This window comes from Herbaspirillum sp. YR522 (genome assembly GCF_000282575.1).
Lineage (GTDB): Bacteria > Pseudomonadota > Gammaproteobacteria > Burkholderiales > Burkholderiaceae_D > Herbaspirillum.
Genome location: NZ_AKJA01000012.1, coordinates 26,006 through 44,506, shown reverse-complemented (window position 1 = coordinate 44,506; position 18,501 = coordinate 26,006). Strand labels below are relative to the sequence as shown.

The following is an 18,501-nucleotide window of genomic DNA, read 5'->3' as shown; positions in this document are numbered from 1 at the left end:
CGGCCAGCCGCTGGCGGCCGGGCGCGGCCAGCGGCGCCAGCGCGCACGGACCATCCAGATGGTGTTCCAGGATCCCACCAGTTCACTCAACCCGCGCCGCAAGGTCGGTGATATCGTGGCGCAGGGCCCGCTGGAGCAAGGCGTGCCGCGCAGCCAGGTGCGGTCCCAGGTGCAGGCCTTGTTCGAACTGGTGGGGCTGGACCCGGATTCGCTGCATCGCTATGCGCACGAGTTTTCCGGTGGCCAGCGCCAGCGCATCGGACTGGCGCGCGCCCTGGCGCTGCAGCCGCAGATCCTGCTGGCCGACGAACCGGTGTCGGCGCTGGACGTGTCGGTCCAGGCGCAGGTGTTGCAATTGCTGGCGCGCCTGCGCGAGCAACTGGGCCTGTCGATCCTGTTCATCACCCATGACCTGCGGGTGGCCGCGCAGGTGTGCGACCGCATCGCGGTCATGAAAGACGGGCGCGTGGTCGAGCAGGCCAGCACCGGTGACCTGTTCGCGGGCCCGACCCATCCCTATACCCAGGCGCTGCTGTCGGCAGTGCCGGGGCGGCACTGGCAACATGTTGACAGCGAGCAGGCCGCCTGAACCGCTTTACCAAGGAGACAGACCATGACAGAACGCGTCGACCATGTGGTCATCCACGTCGAGGACCAGCTCGACCAGGCCGCAGAACAATACGCCAAGCTGGGCTTTACGCTCACCGCACGCGGTCACCATTCGAAAGGCACCAGCAACCACCTGGCCATCTTCGGCGACGATTACCTGGAACTGCTGGGCGTGGAGCCGCGTAACGCCGGCCTGCGCTGGGGCCACCCGGCCGGACTGGCCGGGCTGGTGTTCAAGACCCCGGACGCCGACCAGACCTGGCAACGGCTGCGCCAGCGCGACGTGCCGCTGGAAGGCGAAGCGCCGCAGGCCTTCCATCGTCCGGTGGAGGTCGACGGCGTGGCGCTGGGCGACGCCCGTTTTCGTACGCTGCGCATCGCCGCCGACCGCATTCCGAACGGCCGCGTGTTCTTCTGCGAACACGGCACGCCCGAACTGGTATGGCGCAGCCAATGGCAGAACCATCCCAACGGTGCGCGCGGGCTGGCCGAGTACGTCTACCTGGCGCTCGATCCTGACGCCGCCTGCGGCATCCTGGCGCAGGCCTTTGGCCGTGGCGACATCAGCCGCCATGCGCAAGGGGTGCGGTTCCAGGCCGGGCCGGTGGCGATCCGGTACCTGACCCGCGACGGCGTGGCGGCGCACTACGGTATCGACCCGGACCAGGTTCCGCAGGGTATCGAGCGCGCCGTCGGCCTGACCATCAAGGTCGAGTCGCTCGACCTGGCCGAGCAGGTGCTGGCGGCCAATGCGGTGACCGGCGCCCGGCGCCACGGCGACAAGCTGGTGGTCACGCCGGACCAGGCCAACGGGGTGATCCTGGCATTCACCTGAGGCAAGCTGGGAGCGCTGCGCCAGATGCGGTAGCATAGTCGACCACGGACCGGTGTTTCGCCGGTCCGATCTTTTTGACTAACGGAAAAATACCGACCATGGACAATGACGCGCGCAGCCGCAATAACCAGGACCGCCGTATCGCCTTGCTGATCGATGCCGACAATGTCTCGCACAGCAAGATCGCGGCCATGCTGGGCGAGCTCTCGCGCTACGGCAGCGCCAATATCCGCCGTGCCTATGGCGACTGGGGCAGCACCAGCCTCAAGGGCTGGAAGGACAAGCTGCACGAGTTCGCGATCCGCCCAGTGCAGCAATTCAGTTATTCCAGCGGCAAGAACGCCACCGACATCGCGCTGGTGATCGACGCCATGGAACTGCTCTACACCCAGAAGCCCGACGCCTTCTGCCTGGCCTCCAGCGATGCCGATTTCACGCCGCTGGTCATGCAGCTCAAGGCCAACGGTCACGACGTCTACGGCTTCGGCGAGCGCAAGACCCCCAAACCCTTCGTCAACGCCTGTACCACCTTCCTCTACCTGGACAACCTGGGCGACGTCCAGGCGCCCCTGGCCGAGGCCGTCGAGGTGGTCAAGCCCAAGGGCCGCGGCACGCGCGGTGCCAAGACCCGCGCGACAGAGGCGGTGGCCGACAAACCGGCCGACAAGGGTAGTGCCAAGGCCGCCGGCGGCAAGTCGCTGGCGCAGGACGCCACGCTGGTGACGCTGCTGCGCGGCGCCGTCGAGGCCGCCGCCCACGAGGACGGCTGGGCGCAGATGTCGGCCGCCGGCAGCGCCGCCAAGCGCCAGGCCCCCATCGATCCGCGCAACTATGGCGTCAAGAACTTCCCGGCGCTGTTTGCCGCCACCGGGCTGTTCGAGATCGTCAAGGGCGACAACGGCCATTCCTACGTGGCCGACAAGCGCAACAAGGACCGCGCCGCCAAGCCGATGCTGTGAGCGAGACGAAAAAGCACGAAAGAAAAGCATGGGAAGCAGGAACCAGGCCACCCTGATTGGCCTGTCGGCCGTATTGCTGTGGAGTTTCATCGTCGGCCTGATCCGCGCAGTGGCCGATCATTGGGGACCGGTGACGGGGGCGGCGATGATCTATACGCTGGCCTCGGTGCTATTGCTGGCCACGCTGGGCGTGCCACGCCCGCGGCAATTTCCGCGCGCCTACCTGGTGTGGGGCAGCCTGCTGTTCGTGCTCTACGAACTGTGCCTGTCGCTGTCCATCGGCTACGCCAGCAATGCCCGCCAGGCCATCGAGGTGGGGATGGTCAACTACCTGTGGCCGACCTTCACGCTGGTGGCAGCGATCGTGTTCAACCGGCAGCGGGCCAATGTGCTGGTGATCCCCGGATTCGTCCTGTCGATGCTGGGGATCTGCTGGGTACTGGGTGGCGAACAGGGCCTGGACCTGGCGGGCATGCTCGCCAACCTGCGCCAAAATCCGCTCAGCTACGCACTGGCCCTGGCCGGCGCCCTGGTCTGGGCCGCCTATTGCACCGTGACCGCCCGCATCGCCCAAGGCACCAATGGCGTCACGCTGTTCTTCCTGCTGGTGTCGCTGGCCCTGTGGGGCAAGGTGCTTGTGCAGGGCCAGGGGCTGGGCGCGGTGGACGTCACCTGGCCGGCGCTGGTCACGCTGTTGCTGGCCGCGGCTGCCATGGGCCTGGGCTACGCGGCCTGGAACGTCGGCATCCTGCGGGGCAATGTGGCGGTATTGGCCGGGGCGTCCTATTTCATCCCGGTGCTGTCGTCGGCGTTATCGGCATGGCTGCTGCATGCGCCGCTGACGCTGGCATTCTGGCAGGGCGCGGCCATGGTATGCGGCGGGGCGCTGCTGTGCCGGGCCGCCACCCGGTCGCGCACATAGAACTTGCCGCCCCTTTGCGAGTCGATAACGGTGGTCCATGACCATCTTTGCCACTCAAGACAGGGGAAACGGTGAAAGTACTCAGTGTATTCGGAACCCGGCCGGAAGCCATCAAGATGGCGCCCGTAGTACGGCAATTGAAGGCAGATCCCCGGATCGAGGCCAGCGTATGCGTCACCGGCCAGCAACGGCAGATGCTCGACCAGGTGTTGCAGGCCTTCGATATCGTGCCCGAGTTCGATCTCGATATCATGCAGCCCGGTCAAAGCCTGACCGACATCACCACCCGCATCATGCAGGCGATGGCGCCGGTGCTCGAACGGCACCGGCCCGACCTGGTGCTGGTGCATGGCGACACCTCCACCACCTTTGCCACCAGCCTGGCGGCGTATTACCAGCGCATCCCCGTGGGCCACGTCGAAGCCGGACTGCGCACCGGCAATATCTATTCGCCCTGGCCGGAAGAGATCAACCGCCGGCTGACCGGCGTGATCGCCACCCATCACTTCGCGCCGACCACGGCGGCGGCCGCCAACCTGCAGGCCGAAGGGGTGGCGGCCGATACCATCTTCGTGACCGGCAACACGGTGGTCGATGCACTGCTGCTGATGGTCGGCAAGATCGACGCCGACGCAGCGCTGGTACGGCGCCTGGACGATCAATTCTCGTTTCTCGATAGGCGGCGCAAGCTGGTCCTGGTGACCGGACACCGGCGCGAGAGCTTCGGCCAGGGCTTCGAAAACATCTGCCTGGCGTTGCGCGAGCTGGCCGGGCGCGACGACGTCGAGGTGGTCTATCCGGTACACCTCAATCCCAATGTGCAGCAACCGGTGCGGCGCATCCTGGGCGACTGCCCGCGGGTACACCTGATCGCGCCGCTGGACTACATTGCCTTCATCCACCTGATGCAGCGCTGCCACCTGATCCTGACCGATTCGGGCGGCATCCAGGAAGAAGCGCCGTCGCTGGGCAAGCCGGTGCTGCTGATGCGCGACACCACCGAACGCCCGGAAGGCATCGACGCCGGAGCCGTGCGACTGGTCGGCACCGACGTGGCCGGCATCGTCGCGGCCACCCGGCAGCTATTGGACGATCCGGCGCACTACCAGGCCATGGCGCAGGCCGGCAACCCCTACGGCGACGGCCAGGCCGCGCAGCGCATCGTGGAACGTATCCAGCGCGTGCTTGACTAGCTACCTACTAGAAGGTAGGATGGCGACATGACACCTGCAACCGGAACCGCCGACCTGATTCTTGCCTGCGCCCAGACGCTGATCGTGGCGGGTGGCTACAACGGTTTCAGTTATGCCGACATCGCGAAGGTGGTGGGCATTCGCAACGCCAGCATCCACCATCACTTTCCGGCCAAGGCCGATCTGGTGCGGGCGCTGGTAGCGCGCTATCGCATGGACGCCGCCGACGGCATTGCCGGGCTGGAGCGCCATGTGACCGGCCCGGTGGCCCAATTGCAGGCCTACACCGCGTACTGGAAAGCCTGCATCGCCGAAGTCCATTCGTCGATCTGCGTGTGTGCCTTGCTGGCCGCCGAGATCCCGGTGCTACCCGACGAAGTGGCATGGGAGGTGAAGGCGCATTTTCGTGAGTTGTCGGCCTGGCTGGCATCGGTACTGGAACGTGGCGAACGGGACGGCAGCCTGAAACTGGGCGCGCCGGCCAAGGTCGAGGCCGAGATCTTCCTGGCCACCGTCCACGGCGCCATGTTGTCGGCCCGGGCCTATCGCGACGGCAAGATCTTCGGCAGCATCGTCGATCCGATCGTGGCACGACTGGTGCGTTGAAAGAGGGCGCTTGCGAGCGCCCATTTATTTATCCCCCATACCTACATACTAGTAGGTAGGATCATTGAATGAGGACATGACATGTTCGGTATCTCCCCCCTGGGCTGGTTGCACACGCTGGGCAGCTTGCCTGCCATCCCGCTGGCGCTTTACATGCTGGTCCGCCACGGTCGGATCGTGCCCCGTTCCGGCGCCGGCGTGGCGTATTTCCTGTCGATGCTGGTCGGTGCGCTGACGGTATTCCTGGTGGCGCGCCAGCCGGTCAGTGTCGGCATCGGACTGGCGACACTGCTGTTGCTGCTGGCGGGCTATGCGCTGGCGTTGCTGCGTCGACGGCCACCCCTGGTCGACTATGTCGAGACGGTGCTGTTGAGCCTGACCGTATTCTTGTTGATGGTGCCCACCGTCAGCGAGACCTTGCGCCGGGTACCCGACGGCCATCCGCTGGTCACCGACCTGGGCTCGCCAGTGTTGCTGGGCGCGCAGGCCTTGTTGCTGCTGATGCTGCTTGCCGGGGTGGGGTGGCAGCTCACCCGGTTGCGCAGGCAAGCCAGGTCGGCCATCCGCTAGCGATAATCGAAGCACTTGTGGAGGAGCATCACATGGCACGCAATCCCGTGCGGCCGGTCGAGCCGGTCGATGCAGTCGGCGCCGTCAGGCGGGTCGACAGCGGGTCGACCTATTACCGGCACCTGGAACTGTGGCAGATCTATTCCGAGGTCTATGCAGCCCAGCGGCGCGCGCGCGAACGGCGCGCCCGGAAGGCCGCCGCGCTCGCGGCAGACCAGGGACCCGAGGACTAGGCGAGGTGGCCCCTATTTGAGGTAAGAGCGCAAGGTCTTCATCAGCGTATCGATCTCGGCATCGGGGTCGAGCGCCGCCGTCGGTGGCCGGCCTTCGATGGGAGCGCCGAACAGTTCGCGCAGGTGGCTCTCAAGCACCTCGGCCATCAAGCCATTGGCCGCGCCCCGCAGGGCCGCGATCTGCTGCAGCAAGGCCTTGCAATCGACGCCGTCGAGCACGGCGCGCTCGAGCGCCTCGGCCTGTCCCTTGATGCGACGCAAGCGGGTGACCGCGCTTTTCTTGTCTTCGGCGGAGTAGGGCATGGGGCGACGACCTCTGGGTAGGTGGCACCGTGGCGCCATGGCGCCACGGTCATGCCATCAGGCGAAATGCACCACGCTGCGAATCGACTTGCCCTCATGCATCAGGTCGAAGGCGTCGTTGATCTGCTCCAGGCCCATGGTGTGGGTGACGAACGGCGCCAGTTCGATCTTGCCGCTCATCGCATCCTCGACCATGCCGGGCAGCTGGCTGCGGCCCTTGACGCCGCCGAAGGCCGAGCCCTTCCAGACACGCCCGGTGACCAGCTGGAACGGACGGGTCGAGATTTCCTGGCCGGCGCCGGCCACGCCGATGACGATCGACTGGCCCCAGCCGCGATGGGCCGATTCCAGCGCCGCGCGCATGACATTGACATTGCCGATGCACTCGAAGGTGTGGTCGATGCCCCAGCCGGTCATCTCGATCAAGACCTGCTGGATCGGCTTGTCGTGATCCTTGGGGTTGATGCACTCGGTGGCGCCGAACGAACGCGCCAGGTCGAACTTGGCCGGGTTGGTGTCGATGGCGATGATGCGGCCGGCCTTGGCCTGGCGCGCGCCCTGGATCACGGCCAGGCCGATGCCGCCCAGGCCGAACACCGCCACCGAGTCGCCGGGCTGCACCTTGGCCGTGTTGTGCACCGCGCCGATGCCGGTGGTGACGCCACAGCCCAGCAGGCAGACGTGCTCGGGGTTGGCTTGCGGGTTGATCTTGGCCAGCGAGACCTCGGCCACCACAGTGTACTCGCTGAAGGTGGAACAGCCCATGTAGTGATAGATCGGCTGGCCGTTGTACGAGAACCGGGTGGTGCCGTCGGGCATGACGCCCTTGCCCTGGGTAGCGCGCACCGCGATGCACAGGTTGGTCTTGCCCGAGCGGCAGAAATCGCATTGGCCGCATTCGGCGGTGTAGAGCGGAATGACATGGTCGCCCGGCTTGACGCTGGTGACGCCTTCACCTACCTCGACCACGATGCCGGCGCCTTCGTGGCCCAGCACCACCGGGAACAGGCCTTCCGGATCTTCGCCCGACAGCGTGAAGGCATCGGTGTGGCAGACACCGGTGTTGGTGATCTTGATCAGCACTTCACCCTTCTGCGGCGGGGCGACGTCGATCTCGACGATCTGCAACGGTTGTCCGGCGGCGAAGGCGACTGCGGCGCGTGATTTCATGGTGGGATCCTTTAGGTGACGGGGTGACCGGGCGCTGCCACCGGAGCGGACGGCGCTTCGCCCGGGCGAAGCGGGTGCGACATTATGCGATACTGGGTGGGAGTATGCAAGCTGATCCTGCGGCGGCAGTCCTGACGCCGCACCGCGCTGCGAATTCCCGATCGATGGGAATGCGCCGCGCCAGTCATGAAGCATCCGGCCACGATCCGCATATCGACGTCGATCCGGCGGTGTCATTGTCGGGGAACGCAGGTATCCTGTCGCCGGTCCTTATCTCCACTTGCCAACTGACGACTACAGTCATGACTTCGAACAACCCATTGGCGGCGCACAGCCGCGCCGAGCTTGAACACGAAGTGGCCATGAGCGAGGTACGGCGACTGGCACTGTTGGAGGCGATCGACGACGGCTTCTGCATCATCGAGTTCATCGACGGTCCGCACGGGCCATTGAGCGACTATGTGCACATCGAAGCCAACTCGGGCTACGAGCGCCATACCGGAATCGCCAACATCATCGGCCAACGGCTGCGCCAGATCGAACCCCACGGCGCCGAGGCCTGGCTGGAGATCTACCGCAACGTCTTGCTGTCGGGCCAGCCGGTACGCTTCGAGCAGGAGTTCGTGGCCGCGGGCCGCCATATCGAAGTCTCGGCGCGACGCGTGGGGCCGGTCGAGATGCGCCAGGTGTCGGTGCTGTTTCGTGATATCACGGTGCGCAAGCAGACCGAAACGGCGCTGCGCGAAAACGTCGAGCGGGTGCAATTGGCGCTGGCCGCCGGTGCCATCATCGGTACCTGGTTCTGGGACATTCCTTCCGACCGCTTCAGCGTCGACGAAGGTTTTGCCGCCGCGTTCGGCTTCGACCCGGCCAAGGGCCGATCCGGCCTGAGCCTGGAGGAAGTGGTCGAGACCGTCCATCCGGACGACCGCCAGGCGCTCATCGACGCCATCCGCGCAGTGCTCGCCCGCGGCGGCAGCTATGCCCACCAATACCGGACCCGCCGCCTGGACGGCAATTACTACTGGCTGGAAGCCAACGGCCGGGTCGAGCTCGACGCCGATGGCATGGCCACCAAGTTTCCCGGGGTGCTGATCGACATCGAAGGCCGGCGTGCGGTGGAAGCCGAGCGCGATCGCGCCCTGGCGGCACTGCGCGGGCTCAACGATACCCTCGAGCAGCGGGTCGAGCAGCGCACCACTGCGTTGCTCAAGGCCGAGGAGGCCTTGCGCCAGGCGCAGAAGATGGAAGCGGTCGGCCAATTGACGGGTGGCCTGGCGCACGACTTCAATAACATCCTGGCGGGCATCGGCGGCAGCCTGGAACTGATGAAGATACGGCTGGCGCAGGGCCGCATCGGCGACATCGACCGCCATCTCAACGGTGCCCAGTCAGCCGTCAAGCGTGCCGCCGCGCTCACCCAGCGCCTGCTGGCGTTTTCCCGGCGCCAGACGCTGGACCCCAAGCCGTCCAACCTCAATCGCATCGTCGCCGGCATGCACGAATTGATCGGTCGCAGCGTGGGCCCGGCCATTGCCGTGGAAACGGTGGCCGCCGGCGGCCTGTGGAGCACCTTCGTCGACGTCGGCCAGCTCGAGAATGCATTGCTCAACCTGTGCATCAATGCGCGCGATGCGATGCCCGACGGCGGCAAGCTCACCATCGAGACCGCCAATCGCTGGATGGACGAGCGCGCCGCCGTGCAACGCGGCCTGCCGCCTGGCCAGTACGTGTCGCTATGCGTGAGCGACACCGGCACCGGCATGTCGCCCGACGTGGTGGCGCGCGCGTTCGATCCGTTCTTCACCACCAAGCCCACCGGGCAGGGCACCGGGCTGGGCCTGTCGATGGTCTATGGCTTTGCCGGCCAGTCCGAAGGCACGGTGCGCATCTATTCGGAGCTGGGTCACGGGGCCATGGTCTGCATCTACCTGCCGCGGTATGTGGGCGACGACATCGAGGAAGATCCCGGCCTGTCGGATGAACCGGTGCCGGCCGCGGCCGGGCGCAAGACCATCCTGGTGGTCGACGACGAACCCCTGGTGCGCATGGTGGCCGTGGAAGTGCTGGAAGACCTGGGTTATTTCGTGGTCGAGGCCGAGGACGCGCCGTCGGCCCTGAAGGTCTTGGCGGTGCACGCCGAGATCGACCTGCTGGTGACCGACGTGGGGCTGCCCAACGGCATGAACGGCAGGCAGCTGGCCGACGCCGTGCGGCAGTTGCGACCCGACGTACCGGTCCTGTTCGTCACCGGCTATGCCGAGAATGCGGTGCTCAACCACGGCCATCTCGAACGCGGCATGCAGGTGCTGACCAAGCCGTTCGCGGCCGACGCGCTGGCGCGCCGGGTCAACGAATTGACCGGCGGCGACTAGAGCACGGCGCGCCGCCGATGTTGCATCGGTGCGGCCGGGATCAGTCGAGCCAGTCCGAACGGCTCAGCTTGATACGCTCGCCCAGGCGTGGCGCGTTGACCAGGTGCCACACCGTGTATTGCTCGGCATAGGGCGTTTCCGACGCGATCAGGTCCACCGGCACCAGCACGTTGAAGCCGCGAAAGGCAGCACTGGCGGCGGTATGCAGCACCGCACCGTGGGCCGCGGCGCCGATGGCGATCACGGTCTTGATCCCCTTGTCGCGCAGTTGCTGTTCGAGATTGGTATTGACGAACTTGTCGGGGCCGGCCGTCACCAGCGGCTCGCCTGGCTGCATCGCTGCCTCGGGCCAGATATCGGCGGGCTTGCTGGCCGCGCCCAGCGTGTAGATCACCGGTACGCCCTTGCCGCGCGCAAAAGCGAGCAGCTTGGCCACGCCAGGCAACATGGCCACGCACCGTGGCCGGCTCTCGGCGTTGCAGGTCTGCTTGGCGATATCCAGGACCAGCACGGCAGTGGTGGCAGGATCGACGCTGGCCTTGACCAGGGCGGGTGGCGCCGGCGGCTGCACCTGGTTCCAGTCGTGATAGACACCTTGGGCACAGGCGCCGGCGCTGGCCAGGACCAGGGCAGCGGCAAGGAAACAGCGGGAGAGACGGGGCATGGAGAATTCCTTATTGTGAATGGCGGTTGAACCGACGTTATTTATTTGACGGCACGCCATCATTTCACAAATTCGGACAATGAGCAGGATGCGGCAGCGATGAGGTATCAGTGTCTTGCCCCGACCAGCGCATTGATCAAGGCGTGCGGCATGCGGCGGTGCGCGGCGGTGTGGGTAGCGACTTGGTGGCCTGGCCCCGCGGCGATGCGCTGACGCAGGCCGGGCGCGGGCCTGGCGCCCGCTGCAGGCTTATTTATCGATGATCGTGAAATAAACCTTGCCAATGCCACCGTCTGCCCGTATAGTTCGCCCCTCTCAGACGCGGGGTGGAGCAGTCTGGCAGCTCGTCGGGCTCATAACCCGAAGGTCGTAGGTTCAAATCCTGCCCCCGCAACCAGTTCTCGAAAAACCGTTACCAGCCTTGGCTGGTAACGGTTTTTTGCATTTCGGGCGGCATCTCGCCAAGCCCTGCGAGCCCGGCCAGGCCTTGCTTCATCGCTGCGCCGGGTCGTTCTTGAAATCTTCCGCGAACTTGCGCATCAGGCGCGCCAGGTCGATCACGTCTTGCGGGTTCCATTGCTCGAAGATGACCTGGCCCAGTTTCTTGCGGGCTTCGTCGATGCGGTCGGTCATCGCCTTTCCTGCCCTGGTGATGACGGCCACCCGCACGCGGCGATCGGCGGCACTTTCATTGCGCTCGACCAATCCCAGTGTTTCCATCTTGGCGACCTGGCGACTGACCGTGGTGTAGTCGCGGCCGACCCGGTCCGCCAGTTCGACCACGCCGACCGGGCCCATCCGCTCGACCAGCACCAGCAGCGGGAACAGCGCCCGATCAAGCGAGATTCCGGCGGCCCGGATCATCGATTCGTCCCGCTGCGGCCGATTCATCACGCCGACGATTTCTACCAGCGATCCATGCAGATCGCGCAACACATCAGCATTATGTGTATTTTGCACTTTATTTGTTGACACGCATTTCCCCTGCGTCCTAATATGTGCATCATACACATATGTGGGAATTCATATGGCTACCCGATTCACCACCGACGTACTCATCTGCGGTGCCGGCGCTGCTGGTCTGACCTTGGCCCTGGAGCTGGCACGCAGGGCCATATCGTTTCGGCTGATCGAGAAGATGGATGGGCCGTTCCGTGGTTCACGCGGCAAGGGACTGCAGCCTCGCACCCAGGAGATCTTCAGCGATCTCGGTATTCTTGATCGCCTCACGGCGGCCGGTGGCGATTATCCGAAAGAGCGGCGCTACCACGACGACGGATCCTATGAGGACGCCGACGTCATCGCAGCGGCCGCGCCGACCCCGGCCGAGCCGTTCCAGCGAGCGCTGATGGTACCCCAATTCATCACCGAAAGCGTCATGCGCGAACGGCTGGCCGAGCTTGGCCATGCGCCGTCGTATGCCACGGAACTGGTCGGACTGGCGCACGATGCGCAAGGAGTGAGCGCCCATGTGCAAGGCCCGCAAGGACAGCAGACATTGCGCGTGCGCTGGCTGATCGGCGCCGACGGCGGCCGCAGCTTCGTGCGCCATGCGTTGGGCGTGGATTTTCCTGGCAAGACGCTGGGCGTGCGCGCGATCGTGGCCGATGTGATGTTACGCGGACTCGACCGCCAGGCCTGGCATCGTTTCGGCGCAGACGATGTGGCAAGGCAGATCTACCTGTGTCCGCTGGCCGGCACCGACCTGTTCCAGATCCAGGGGCCGGTGGCCGGCGAGGGCGAAGTCGACTTGAGCGCCGACGGGCTCACGGCGCTGGTCGCGGCGCGCAGCGGGCGTGCCGATATCCGGGTCGACGCGGTGTCGTGGGCGTCGCTCTATACGATGAATGCGCGACTGGCCGATCGCTATCGGGTAGGCAACGTGCTGCTGGTCGGCGATGCGGCGCATATCCATCCGCCCACCGGCGGCCAGGGGCTCAATACCAGTGTGCAGGACGCCTACAACCTGGCCTGGAAACTAGCGGCCGTGCGCAACGGCGCGCCACCGGCGCTGCTGGACAGCTACGAACAGGAGCGACGTCCGGTCGCCGCCGAGGTGCTGGGCCTGTCGACCCGGCTGTTGCGGGCACAGGGGCAAGAAGGGGTGCGACGCGGGCGCGAGGTCAAGCAGCTCGACCTGGGTTACCGCGACCAGGCATTGGCGCTAGAGCGTCCGGCCCGCAAGGCCCGCCTGCGGGCCGGCGACCGTGCCCCGGATGCACCCATCCGTGGCGCCGCGGGCCAGCCGACGAGATTGTTCGACCTGTTCGCCGGCACGCACTGGACCCTGATCGGCTACGAGACCCGGCGCGATGCCGTGCGTCCCAGGCCTGGCTTGCACATCCACATCTTCGGGCCCGGTGGCGACATGCTCGACGATGGCGCCCATTTCGCGAGCGCCTACCAACCTGCCTCGGGCAGTTGGGTCCTGGTGCGCCCGGACGGCTACGTCGGTGCCATGGTCGGCGCTGACCACCTTGCGGCATTGGAGGACTACCTGTCTGCGGCAGGCGTGATGCCCTTGCCGCATCACTGATCCGGGGCGATCGGCCGTGCCGGCGGCGGAGGATTTCGGGGAAGAGGGCGAACAAAACCAATCCAAAACGCTCACATGGTCCTTGCAACCGTGGGAGAGCGCCGTGCGTAGCATCGATTTCGACTCCTGGCAGACGATCCTGACCAGCCTGGTCGGCCTTGCCATCGTGACCTTGACCGGCGTGGGCATCCGCGTGCTGATGATGCAGACCATCCAGCAGCGCCGCGAACGCATGAACCGGCAGATCAATGAACGACTGAAGACTTTGATTTCTGCCTATCGCACGCTGGGCGGGTCGTTCACCGGACAATTGACGGTAGACCCGACGCACCTGCGGGAGCTGCGCATGACCGAGCGCGGCGACGTCAAGCTGGACGACCAGGCGGCCGTGCCGCGCAGCAACTCGGAACGGGCGCGGCGCATACGCGATGCGGTAGAGGCGGCGCTGTCGGACATCATCCTGCTCGGCACCGAAGAACATGTGCGGCTGGCCAGCCGGGCCGCGCTGGAGCTGGCAGCGGGGCGACCGGTCGAAACGGCGGCGCTGGTGGTGTCGCTGCGCAATTTCATCCGCACCGCGCTCGACCTGGGGCCGGTGCCGGCCGATGTCACGGTGCCCCTGCAAGGCCCGGCCCGGGTTGCCGGCGGCGCAGCGCGGCCCAGGAACGAGGCGGCATCGGGCGCCGGTGGCGGGGCAAGGCAGGGCGGACAAGAAGGCGGCGCAGGCATGGGCCTGGGCATGGCCACCGGCCTGGGCGCGGTAAAAGACCGGCAGGACCGTCCCGATGATATCGAGCGCTGACGGCGTTGCCTGCGTGCCACCGTGGGGCGCATGGCTTAGTCGTCCATGCGGCACTGCAACCGCAACTGTTCCAGAAAGTCCTGCTGCACCTGGGTAGGCAGCCAGTCCGATCGCATCGTCACGCCGACGGTGCGATCGGCATTGGGCGCGACGACCTTGAGCGCCACCACATCGTTGCGGTAGTTGCCATACAGGATGTGGGAGCGCGACAGCAGCGAGATGCAGTCGTTTTCCTCCAGCATGGCCATCATCATCGCCAGCGAGCTGGTCTCCACCACCACCGGCGGGCGTTCGGGCAACGTGGCCAGCATGGTCTCGACCACTGCCCGACGCGGCATGTCCTGCTGCGGCACCACCCAGCCGTAGTCCACCAGGTCGGCTGGCGCCACCTTGCGCCGCGCGGCCAGCGCGTGGCCGCGTCGCGCCACGACCACGTAGGGGTCGATAAACAGCTCGATTTCGACCACCGAGCCTTGCAGCCGGGGTTCGCGCAGGGCGCCGACGATGATGTCGAGACGGCCGAAACGCAAGTCTTCCAGCAGGCGACTGTGCGCGCCTTCGCGGATGGTGACGGCGACATTGGGATGGTTTTCCCGCAGCCGGCCGATGGTACGTGCCAGCAGCCGTTGCGGCAGCAGCGGCAACACGCCCACCGCAATGCGCCCGCCTGCCAGCCCGCGCGCATGGACCAGGTCGGCACTGGCCTGCTCGATCTCGCCCTGGGCCACCACCAGGCGCCGCGCCAGTTCCAGGCCGACGCCATTGGCCGAGACGCTGTGTACCCGGCGTCGGTAGAGGGTCACGCCGAGATTGTCTTCCAGGCTGCGCGCGGCGCGATGCACCGCCGGCTGGGAGATGGCCAGCCGGCGTGCCGCCTCGGCGGCCGAGCCGAGTTCGGCGATGGCGATGTGGCAGCGGATCTGGGCATCGGTCAGGTGGCGGCACACGGTCTGGACATCGGTCGCGCGCGACCGGGTGCCGGACAATGCCTGCGACACCGCCGCCTCGATCTGTTGCCGCATGCGTTGCACGCGCCGGTGCAACAACTGCCCGTCACGGGTCAGGTCGCTACCGCCGAAACCGCGCTCGAACAGCACCGCGCCAAAGGCCTCTTCCAGTTTCTTGATGGCCAGGCTGACCGCCGGCTGGGTCAGTCCGACCGCTTCGGCCGCCTGGCTGATGCCACCCTCGTGGCACACCGCGTCGAACAGGAGCAGGCGCCGCAGGCGGGCGTTTTCATTGTTCATCGGTCCCTCCCGGAATAAATAATCGACATCAAGCTTAATATAAATTAATGGCAGATGTTGTCGTTGAAATTAGCTCAAAAGAGAAGGACTATCTACACTCTGCTCACTTTGATCGTATTACCAGGAGCAGGAGCTTAACCATGTATAACATCGTCGATACGCACACGCATGCCATATCGTCGGATCACCAGCGCTACCCCCTGGCGCCGGTAGGCGGCAAGCAGTCGGACTGGTCTGCCCATCGTCCCGCCGACTACCAGAACCTGCTGGCATCGATGGACGAGGCCGGCATCGCCCATGCGATGGTGGTGCAGGCCTCGACCGCCTACGGCAACGACAACCGCTATGTGCTCGACGCGGTCAATGCGCATCCGGACCGCTTCTGCGGCGTATTCTCGATCGATGTGCTGGCGCCCGACGCCATCGACAAGTTCAAGTTCTGGCTGGAGCAAGGCCTGAGCGGCCTGCGCCTGTTCCTGACCGGCACCACCATGCCCGGCCAGGCCAAGTGGCTCGACGACGAACGCTCGTTCCCGGTATGGCAATACGCGCAAGACCACGATATCTCGATCTGCCTGCAGATGACGGCCGCCGGCCTGCCGGCCCTGGAGCGCATGCTCGCGACGTTCCCGCGCAGCCGCGTGCTGCTGGACCACCTGGCGCGGCCGGACCTGGCCGATGGCCCGCCGTATGCGTCGGCGCAAGCGCTGTTCGACCTGGCGCAGCACCCGGGCGTGTACCTCAAGCTGACCAATCGCACCATCGCCGAAGCCTCGCGCGGGGTCTCCACCCCAGAGGCGTTCTTCCCCCGGGTGTTGCAAGCATATGGGGCACGGCGCATTGCCTGGGGCTCGAACTTCCCGTCCGCCGAGGGCTCGCTGGCGTCGTTGCTGGCACAGGCCAAGGCCGGGCTGGCGATCCTGTCGGCCGAAGACCAGGCGTGGATCTTCGGCGATACGGCGCGCACCATCTATCCCGAACTGACCCGCATGGGAGGCCCGGCATGAAGGCCGTCGGCGACCTGCTGCAACTGGATGCGGCAATCAAGAAATATGCGCATACCGAGAAGATCATCAGCGGCGACATCGCGCTGCCCGGCCTGCGCCTGCATTGCCTGGATATCGAACCGATCCATCGGGCCTTCGCGCCGATGGCGCGCAACCAGGCCTATGACGTGAGCGAGCTGGCCATCGCCACCTACCTGCAGGCCAAGGCCTACGGCAAGCCGCTGATCCTGCTGCCCACCGTGTTGGCAGCGCGCCTGCAGCAAGGCTGTATCGTGTACAACAAAAGACATCGCGCCGGCCTGCGCGTGGAGGACCTGGCGGGCGCCCGCGTCGGGGTACGGGCCTATACCCAGACCACCGGCATGTGGGTGCGCGCCATCCTCGACGACACCTACGGCGTGGCCACCGACAGCATCGACTGGATTACATTCGAAAACGGGCATCTGGAGCAGTACCAGGACCCGGCGTTCGTCAGCAGGGCCCCGGCCGGCAAGGAGATGCTGCAGATGCTGATGGACGGCGAACTGGACGCCGCCATCTTCGGCAACGATCTGCCCAGGCATGAGGATATTGCGCCGGTCATCGCCAATCACGCAGAAGCGGACAAGATGTGGCAAGCTGCGCACGGTTTCGTGCCGGTCAACCACATCGCGGTCATGCACCGCGCCGTGGCAGAGGCCCATCCCGATAGCGTGCGCGGGGTATACCAGTTGTTCCGACAGGCCAAGGCGGCGGTCGACCCCTCCGGCGCGCTGGGGCGCAAACTACCCGATGGCATCGAGGCATTGCGCAAGCCGCTCGCGGCCACACTCGCATTTTGCGACAAGCAGCTGTTGCTGCCGCGCCGCCTGGAGGTCGACGAGATCTTCGCCGATTGCCTGGAGTTCCTGGGCGACGACGCCCGCTAAGCGCGGCAATATCGGCCGTGCCTCGCCACGGCCCATGCGCATCACCGGGGACCGCAGCCTGCCTGCGGCCCCGATCAACATCGCCATCAAGAGCAATGCCAAGAAAAAAAGACCATCTTATAGAGGAGAGCACCCGTGGACATGAAAGACCTGCCTGTCCCACGACAGAAAACCAGGAAGCCGTTCTACCGCGATGTTTCGTTCCAGGTGTTTGCCGGGATCGTCATCGGGGTGGTCGTCGGCCATTACTGGCCGGACATCGGCCGCGCATCGCAGCCCCTGGGCGACGCCTTCATCAAGCTGATCCAGATGGTGGTCGGGCCGATCATCTTCTGTTCCGTCGTCAGCGGCATCGCCAATGCCGGCGACATGAAGAAAGTAGGGCGGGTGGCCGTCAAGGCGCTGATCTATTTCGAGGTCATCACGTCGATCGCGCTGGTCATCGGGCTGGTCACCATCAACCTGCTGCAGCCCGGCGTGGGCATGAACATCGACGTCAATGCCCTCGATGCGGGCGCGGCCAGCAACTACATCCAGCAGGCCAACCATTTCGTCTCGACCAGTGCGTTCCTGCTCAACCTGATCCCGCGCACCATGGTATCGGGCTTCGCCAATGGCGACATCCTGCAGATCCTGTTCGTGTCGGTGCTGTTCGGATTCGGCCTGGCTGCCGCCGGCGAACGCGCCAAGCCCATGCTCACCGTGCTGGAAAGCTTCGCCCAGGGCGTGTACTGGATCATCGGCCTGGCCATGAAGGTGTCGCCCATCGCAGCCTTTGGTGCGATCGCCTTTACCGTCAGCCGTTTCGGCGTCGGCTCGCTGGTGGCGCTGGGCAAGCTGGTGGGTGAGTTCTACCTGACCTGCCTGCTGTTCTTCGTGCTGGTACTGTGGCCGGTGGCGCATTTCTCGGGCTTCAGCCTGCTCAAGCTGATGCGCTATATCCGCTCCGAGCTGTTGCTGGTGATCGGCACCAGTTCATCCGAGAGCGTATTCCCGCAGTTGCTCAAGAAGCTCGAGCAGATCGGCTGCGAACGCTCGGTGGTCGGCCTGGTGCTGCCCGGCGGCTACTCGTTCAACCACGACGGCACCTGCCTGTATTTTGCCGCCGTGGCGGTGTTCCTGGCCCAGGCCACCAATACCTCGCTGGGTTGGGAGCACCAGCTGGGCTTGCTGCTGGTGCTGCTGATCACGTCCAAGGGCGGGGCAGGGGTGGCGGGTTCCGCCATCGCCGTGCTGGCGGCCACGCTGGCGGCAACCAACACCATCCCGGTGGCGTCCATCGCGGTGATCCTGGGCGTGCATCGACTGCTGTCGTCGGCCTTCGTGTTCGTCAACATCACCGGCAATGCAGTGGCCACGGTAGTGGTGGCGAGCTGGGAGAAGGCGCTGGACCGCGACAAGATGAAGGCCGAGCTCGACGCTGGCTATGTCGAGCCGGAGGTGGCGATTTCCGCCAAGGTCGCCGTCACGCACTGATTCGCCGCCGAATCCGACGCCCGCCACCGGCGGGCATCGACAACATCCTTTCAACACAACGACATACCCGGTGGAAATCGCCATAC

19 protein-coding genes and 1 tRNA gene are annotated in these 18,501 nt (G+C 65.7%); 15 read left to right on the top strand and 5 right to left on the bottom strand.

Annotated features, from left to right (window positions below; all coding sequences use genetic code 11):
* The 8 genes from PMI40_RS01765 to PMI40_RS01730 form a co-directional block, all read left to right on the top strand.
* Positions 1-589: ATP-binding cassette domain-containing protein (locus PMI40_RS01765; RefSeq protein WP_008111490.1), on the top strand; the 589-nt coding region annotated here is incomplete at its 5' end.
* A 24-nt stretch (positions 590-613) separates the two neighbouring features.
* Positions 614-1,444: a VOC family protein gene (locus PMI40_RS01760; protein WP_008111488.1), complete on the top strand. Its 831-nt coding sequence runs from the start codon at positions 614-616 to the stop codon at positions 1,442-1,444.
* 98 nt (positions 1,445-1,542) lie between these two features.
* On the top strand, positions 1,543-2,403 hold the full coding sequence (locus PMI40_RS01755) for an NYN domain-containing protein (protein ID WP_008111486.1): 861 nt from the start codon (positions 1,543-1,545) through the stop codon (positions 2,401-2,403).
* A gap of 28 nt (positions 2,404-2,431) precedes the next feature.
* Positions 2,432-3,325, top strand: coding sequence for an aromatic amino acid DMT transporter YddG (gene yddG / locus PMI40_RS01750; protein WP_008111483.1), 894 nt, complete (start codon positions 2,432-2,434; stop codon positions 3,323-3,325).
* Between the two features lie 71 nt (positions 3,326-3,396).
* The gene (wecB, locus tag PMI40_RS01745; protein WP_081496383.1) at positions 3,397-4,518 is read left to right on the top strand and encodes a non-hydrolyzing UDP-N-acetylglucosamine 2-epimerase; all 1,122 of its coding nucleotides are present in this window, start codon (positions 3,397-3,399) and stop codon (positions 4,516-4,518) included.
* A 27-nt stretch (positions 4,519-4,545) separates the two neighbouring features.
* On the top strand, positions 4,546-5,124 hold the full coding sequence (locus tag PMI40_RS01740) for a TetR/AcrR family transcriptional regulator (protein ID WP_008111479.1): 579 nt from the start codon (positions 4,546-4,548) through the stop codon (positions 5,122-5,124).
* An 81-nt stretch (positions 5,125-5,205) separates the two neighbouring features.
* Complete coding sequence (locus PMI40_RS01735; RefSeq protein ID WP_008111478.1) at positions 5,206-5,694, top strand: hypothetical protein; 489 nt, start codon at positions 5,206-5,208, stop codon at positions 5,692-5,694.
* Between the two features lie 32 nt (positions 5,695-5,726).
* Entirely contained in the window at positions 5,727-5,927 is a 201-nt protein-coding gene (locus PMI40_RS01730; RefSeq protein ID WP_008111477.1) for a hypothetical protein, read from the top strand.
* Positions 5,928-5,939: 12 nt separating this feature from the next.
* On the opposite strand, the gene PMI40_RS01725 is transcribed toward PMI40_RS01730, so the two are convergent.
* Both PMI40_RS01725 and PMI40_RS01720 read right to left on the bottom strand, forming a co-directional pair.
* Positions 5,940-6,230, bottom strand: a complete 291-nt coding sequence (locus tag PMI40_RS01725; RefSeq protein ID WP_008111476.1) for a metal/formaldehyde-sensitive transcriptional repressor — start codon at positions 6,228-6,230, stop codon at positions 5,940-5,942.
* 57 nt (positions 6,231-6,287) lie between these two features.
* Positions 6,288-7,400: an S-(hydroxymethyl)glutathione dehydrogenase/class III alcohol dehydrogenase gene (locus PMI40_RS01720; RefSeq protein ID WP_008111475.1), complete on the bottom strand. Its 1,113-nt coding sequence runs from the start codon at positions 7,398-7,400 to the stop codon at positions 6,288-6,290.
* A 362-nt stretch (positions 7,401-7,762) separates the two neighbouring features.
* On the opposite strand from PMI40_RS01720, the gene PMI40_RS01715 reads away from it, so the two are divergent.
* Complete coding sequence (locus tag PMI40_RS01715; protein WP_040501545.1) at positions 7,763-9,775, top strand: response regulator; 2,013 nt, start codon at positions 7,763-7,765, stop codon at positions 9,773-9,775.
* A 40-nt stretch (positions 9,776-9,815) separates the two neighbouring features.
* Here PMI40_RS01715 and PMI40_RS01710 read toward each other — a convergent pair whose 3' ends face one another.
* A complete protein-coding gene (locus PMI40_RS01710; RefSeq protein ID WP_008111472.1) occupies positions 9,816-10,439 on the bottom strand; it encodes a cysteine hydrolase family protein in 624 nt (207 codons plus the stop codon).
* Between the two features lie 320 nt (positions 10,440-10,759).
* Here PMI40_RS01710 and PMI40_RS01705 point away from each other — a divergent pair.
* A tRNA-Met gene (locus PMI40_RS01705) sits at positions 10,760-10,836 on the top strand.
* 95 nt (positions 10,837-10,931) lie between these two features.
* Here PMI40_RS01705 and PMI40_RS01700 read toward each other — a convergent pair.
* Positions 10,932-11,414 carry a MarR family winged helix-turn-helix transcriptional regulator gene (locus tag PMI40_RS01700; protein ID WP_008111471.1) on the bottom strand — a complete coding sequence of 161 codons (483 nt, stop codon included), beginning with the start codon at positions 11,412-11,414 and terminating at the stop codon, positions 10,932-10,934.
* Between the two features lie 52 nt (positions 11,415-11,466).
* On the opposite strand from PMI40_RS01700, the gene PMI40_RS01695 reads away from it, so the two are divergent.
* Complete coding sequence (locus tag PMI40_RS01695) at positions 11,467-12,975, top strand: FAD-dependent oxidoreductase (protein ID WP_008111469.1); 1,509 nt, start codon at positions 11,467-11,469, stop codon at positions 12,973-12,975.
* Between the two features lie 103 nt (positions 12,976-13,078).
* On the top strand, positions 13,079-13,777 hold the full coding sequence (locus PMI40_RS01690; protein ID WP_040501543.1) for a hypothetical protein: 699 nt from the start codon (positions 13,079-13,081) through the stop codon (positions 13,775-13,777).
* 35 nt (positions 13,778-13,812) lie between these two features.
* On the opposite strand, the gene PMI40_RS01685 is transcribed toward PMI40_RS01690, so the two are convergent.
* On the bottom strand, positions 13,813-15,024 hold the full coding sequence (locus tag PMI40_RS01685) for a LysR family transcriptional regulator (RefSeq protein WP_008111465.1): 1,212 nt from the start codon (positions 15,022-15,024) through the stop codon (positions 13,813-13,815).
* Positions 15,025-15,164: 140 nt separating this feature from the next.
* Between PMI40_RS01685 and PMI40_RS01680 the strand changes: the two genes are divergently transcribed.
* The 3 genes from PMI40_RS01680 to dctA all read left to right on the top strand — a co-directional run bounded on the left by PMI40_RS01680 (position 15,165) and on the right by dctA (position 18,415).
* Positions 15,165-16,031: an amidohydrolase gene (locus PMI40_RS01680; protein WP_008111464.1), complete on the top strand. Its 867-nt coding sequence runs from the start codon at positions 15,165-15,167 to the stop codon at positions 16,029-16,031.
* On the top strand, positions 16,028-16,939 hold the full coding sequence (locus tag PMI40_RS01675; protein WP_008111461.1) for a hypothetical protein: 912 nt from the start codon (positions 16,028-16,030) through the stop codon (positions 16,937-16,939). The genes PMI40_RS01680 and PMI40_RS01675 overlap by 4 nt, the downstream gene beginning before the upstream one ends.
* A gap of 135 nt (positions 16,940-17,074) precedes the next feature.
* Complete coding sequence (gene dctA / locus PMI40_RS01670) at positions 17,075-18,415, top strand: C4-dicarboxylate transporter DctA (protein WP_008111459.1); 1,341 nt, start codon at positions 17,075-17,077, stop codon at positions 18,413-18,415.
* Positions 18,416-18,501: the final 86 nt, after the last annotated feature.

What these genes read in the sequence shown, in the direction of transcription:
- PMI40_RS01755 (WP_008111486.1), top strand. Translation starts at nt 1,543, where the DNA reads ATGGACAATGACGCGCGCAGCCGCAATAACCAGGACCGCCGTATCGCC.
- PMI40_RS01725 (WP_008111476.1), bottom strand. Translation starts at nt 6,230, where the DNA reads ATGCCCTACTCCGCCGAAGACAAGAAAAGCGCGGTCACCCGCTTGCGT.
- PMI40_RS01685 (WP_008111465.1), bottom strand. Translation starts at nt 15,024, where the DNA reads ATGAACAATGAAAACGCCCGCCTGCGGCGCCTGCTCCTGTTCGACGCG.
- PMI40_RS01695 (WP_008111469.1), top strand. Translation starts at nt 11,467, where the DNA reads ATGGCTACCCGATTCACCACCGACGTACTCATCTGCGGTGCCGGCGCT.
- PMI40_RS01730 (WP_008111477.1), top strand. Translation starts at nt 5,727, where the DNA reads ATGGCACGCAATCCCGTGCGGCCGGTCGAGCCGGTCGATGCAGTCGGC.
- yddG (WP_008111483.1), top strand. Translation starts at nt 2,432, where the DNA reads ATGGGAAGCAGGAACCAGGCCACCCTGATTGGCCTGTCGGCCGTATTG.
- PMI40_RS01710 (WP_008111472.1), bottom strand. Translation starts at nt 10,439, where the DNA reads ATGCCCCGTCTCTCCCGCTGTTTCCTTGCCGCTGCCCTGGTCCTGGCC.
- PMI40_RS01740 (WP_008111479.1), top strand. Translation starts at nt 4,546, where the DNA reads ATGACACCTGCAACCGGAACCGCCGACCTGATTCTTGCCTGCGCCCAG.
- PMI40_RS01720 (WP_008111475.1), bottom strand. Translation starts at nt 7,400, where the DNA reads ATGAAATCACGCGCCGCAGTCGCCTTCGCCGCCGGACAACCGTTGCAG.
- PMI40_RS01735 (WP_008111478.1), top strand. Translation starts at nt 5,206, where the DNA reads ATGTTCGGTATCTCCCCCCTGGGCTGGTTGCACACGCTGGGCAGCTTG.
- PMI40_RS01675 (WP_008111461.1), top strand. Translation starts at nt 16,028, where the DNA reads ATGAAGGCCGTCGGCGACCTGCTGCAACTGGATGCGGCAATCAAGAAA.
- PMI40_RS01715 (WP_040501545.1), top strand. Translation starts at nt 7,763, where the DNA reads ATGAGCGAGGTACGGCGACTGGCACTGTTGGAGGCGATCGACGACGGC.
- PMI40_RS01680 (WP_008111464.1), top strand. Translation starts at nt 15,165, where the DNA reads ATGTATAACATCGTCGATACGCACACGCATGCCATATCGTCGGATCAC.
- PMI40_RS01760 (WP_008111488.1), top strand. Translation starts at nt 614, where the DNA reads ATGACAGAACGCGTCGACCATGTGGTCATCCACGTCGAGGACCAGCTC.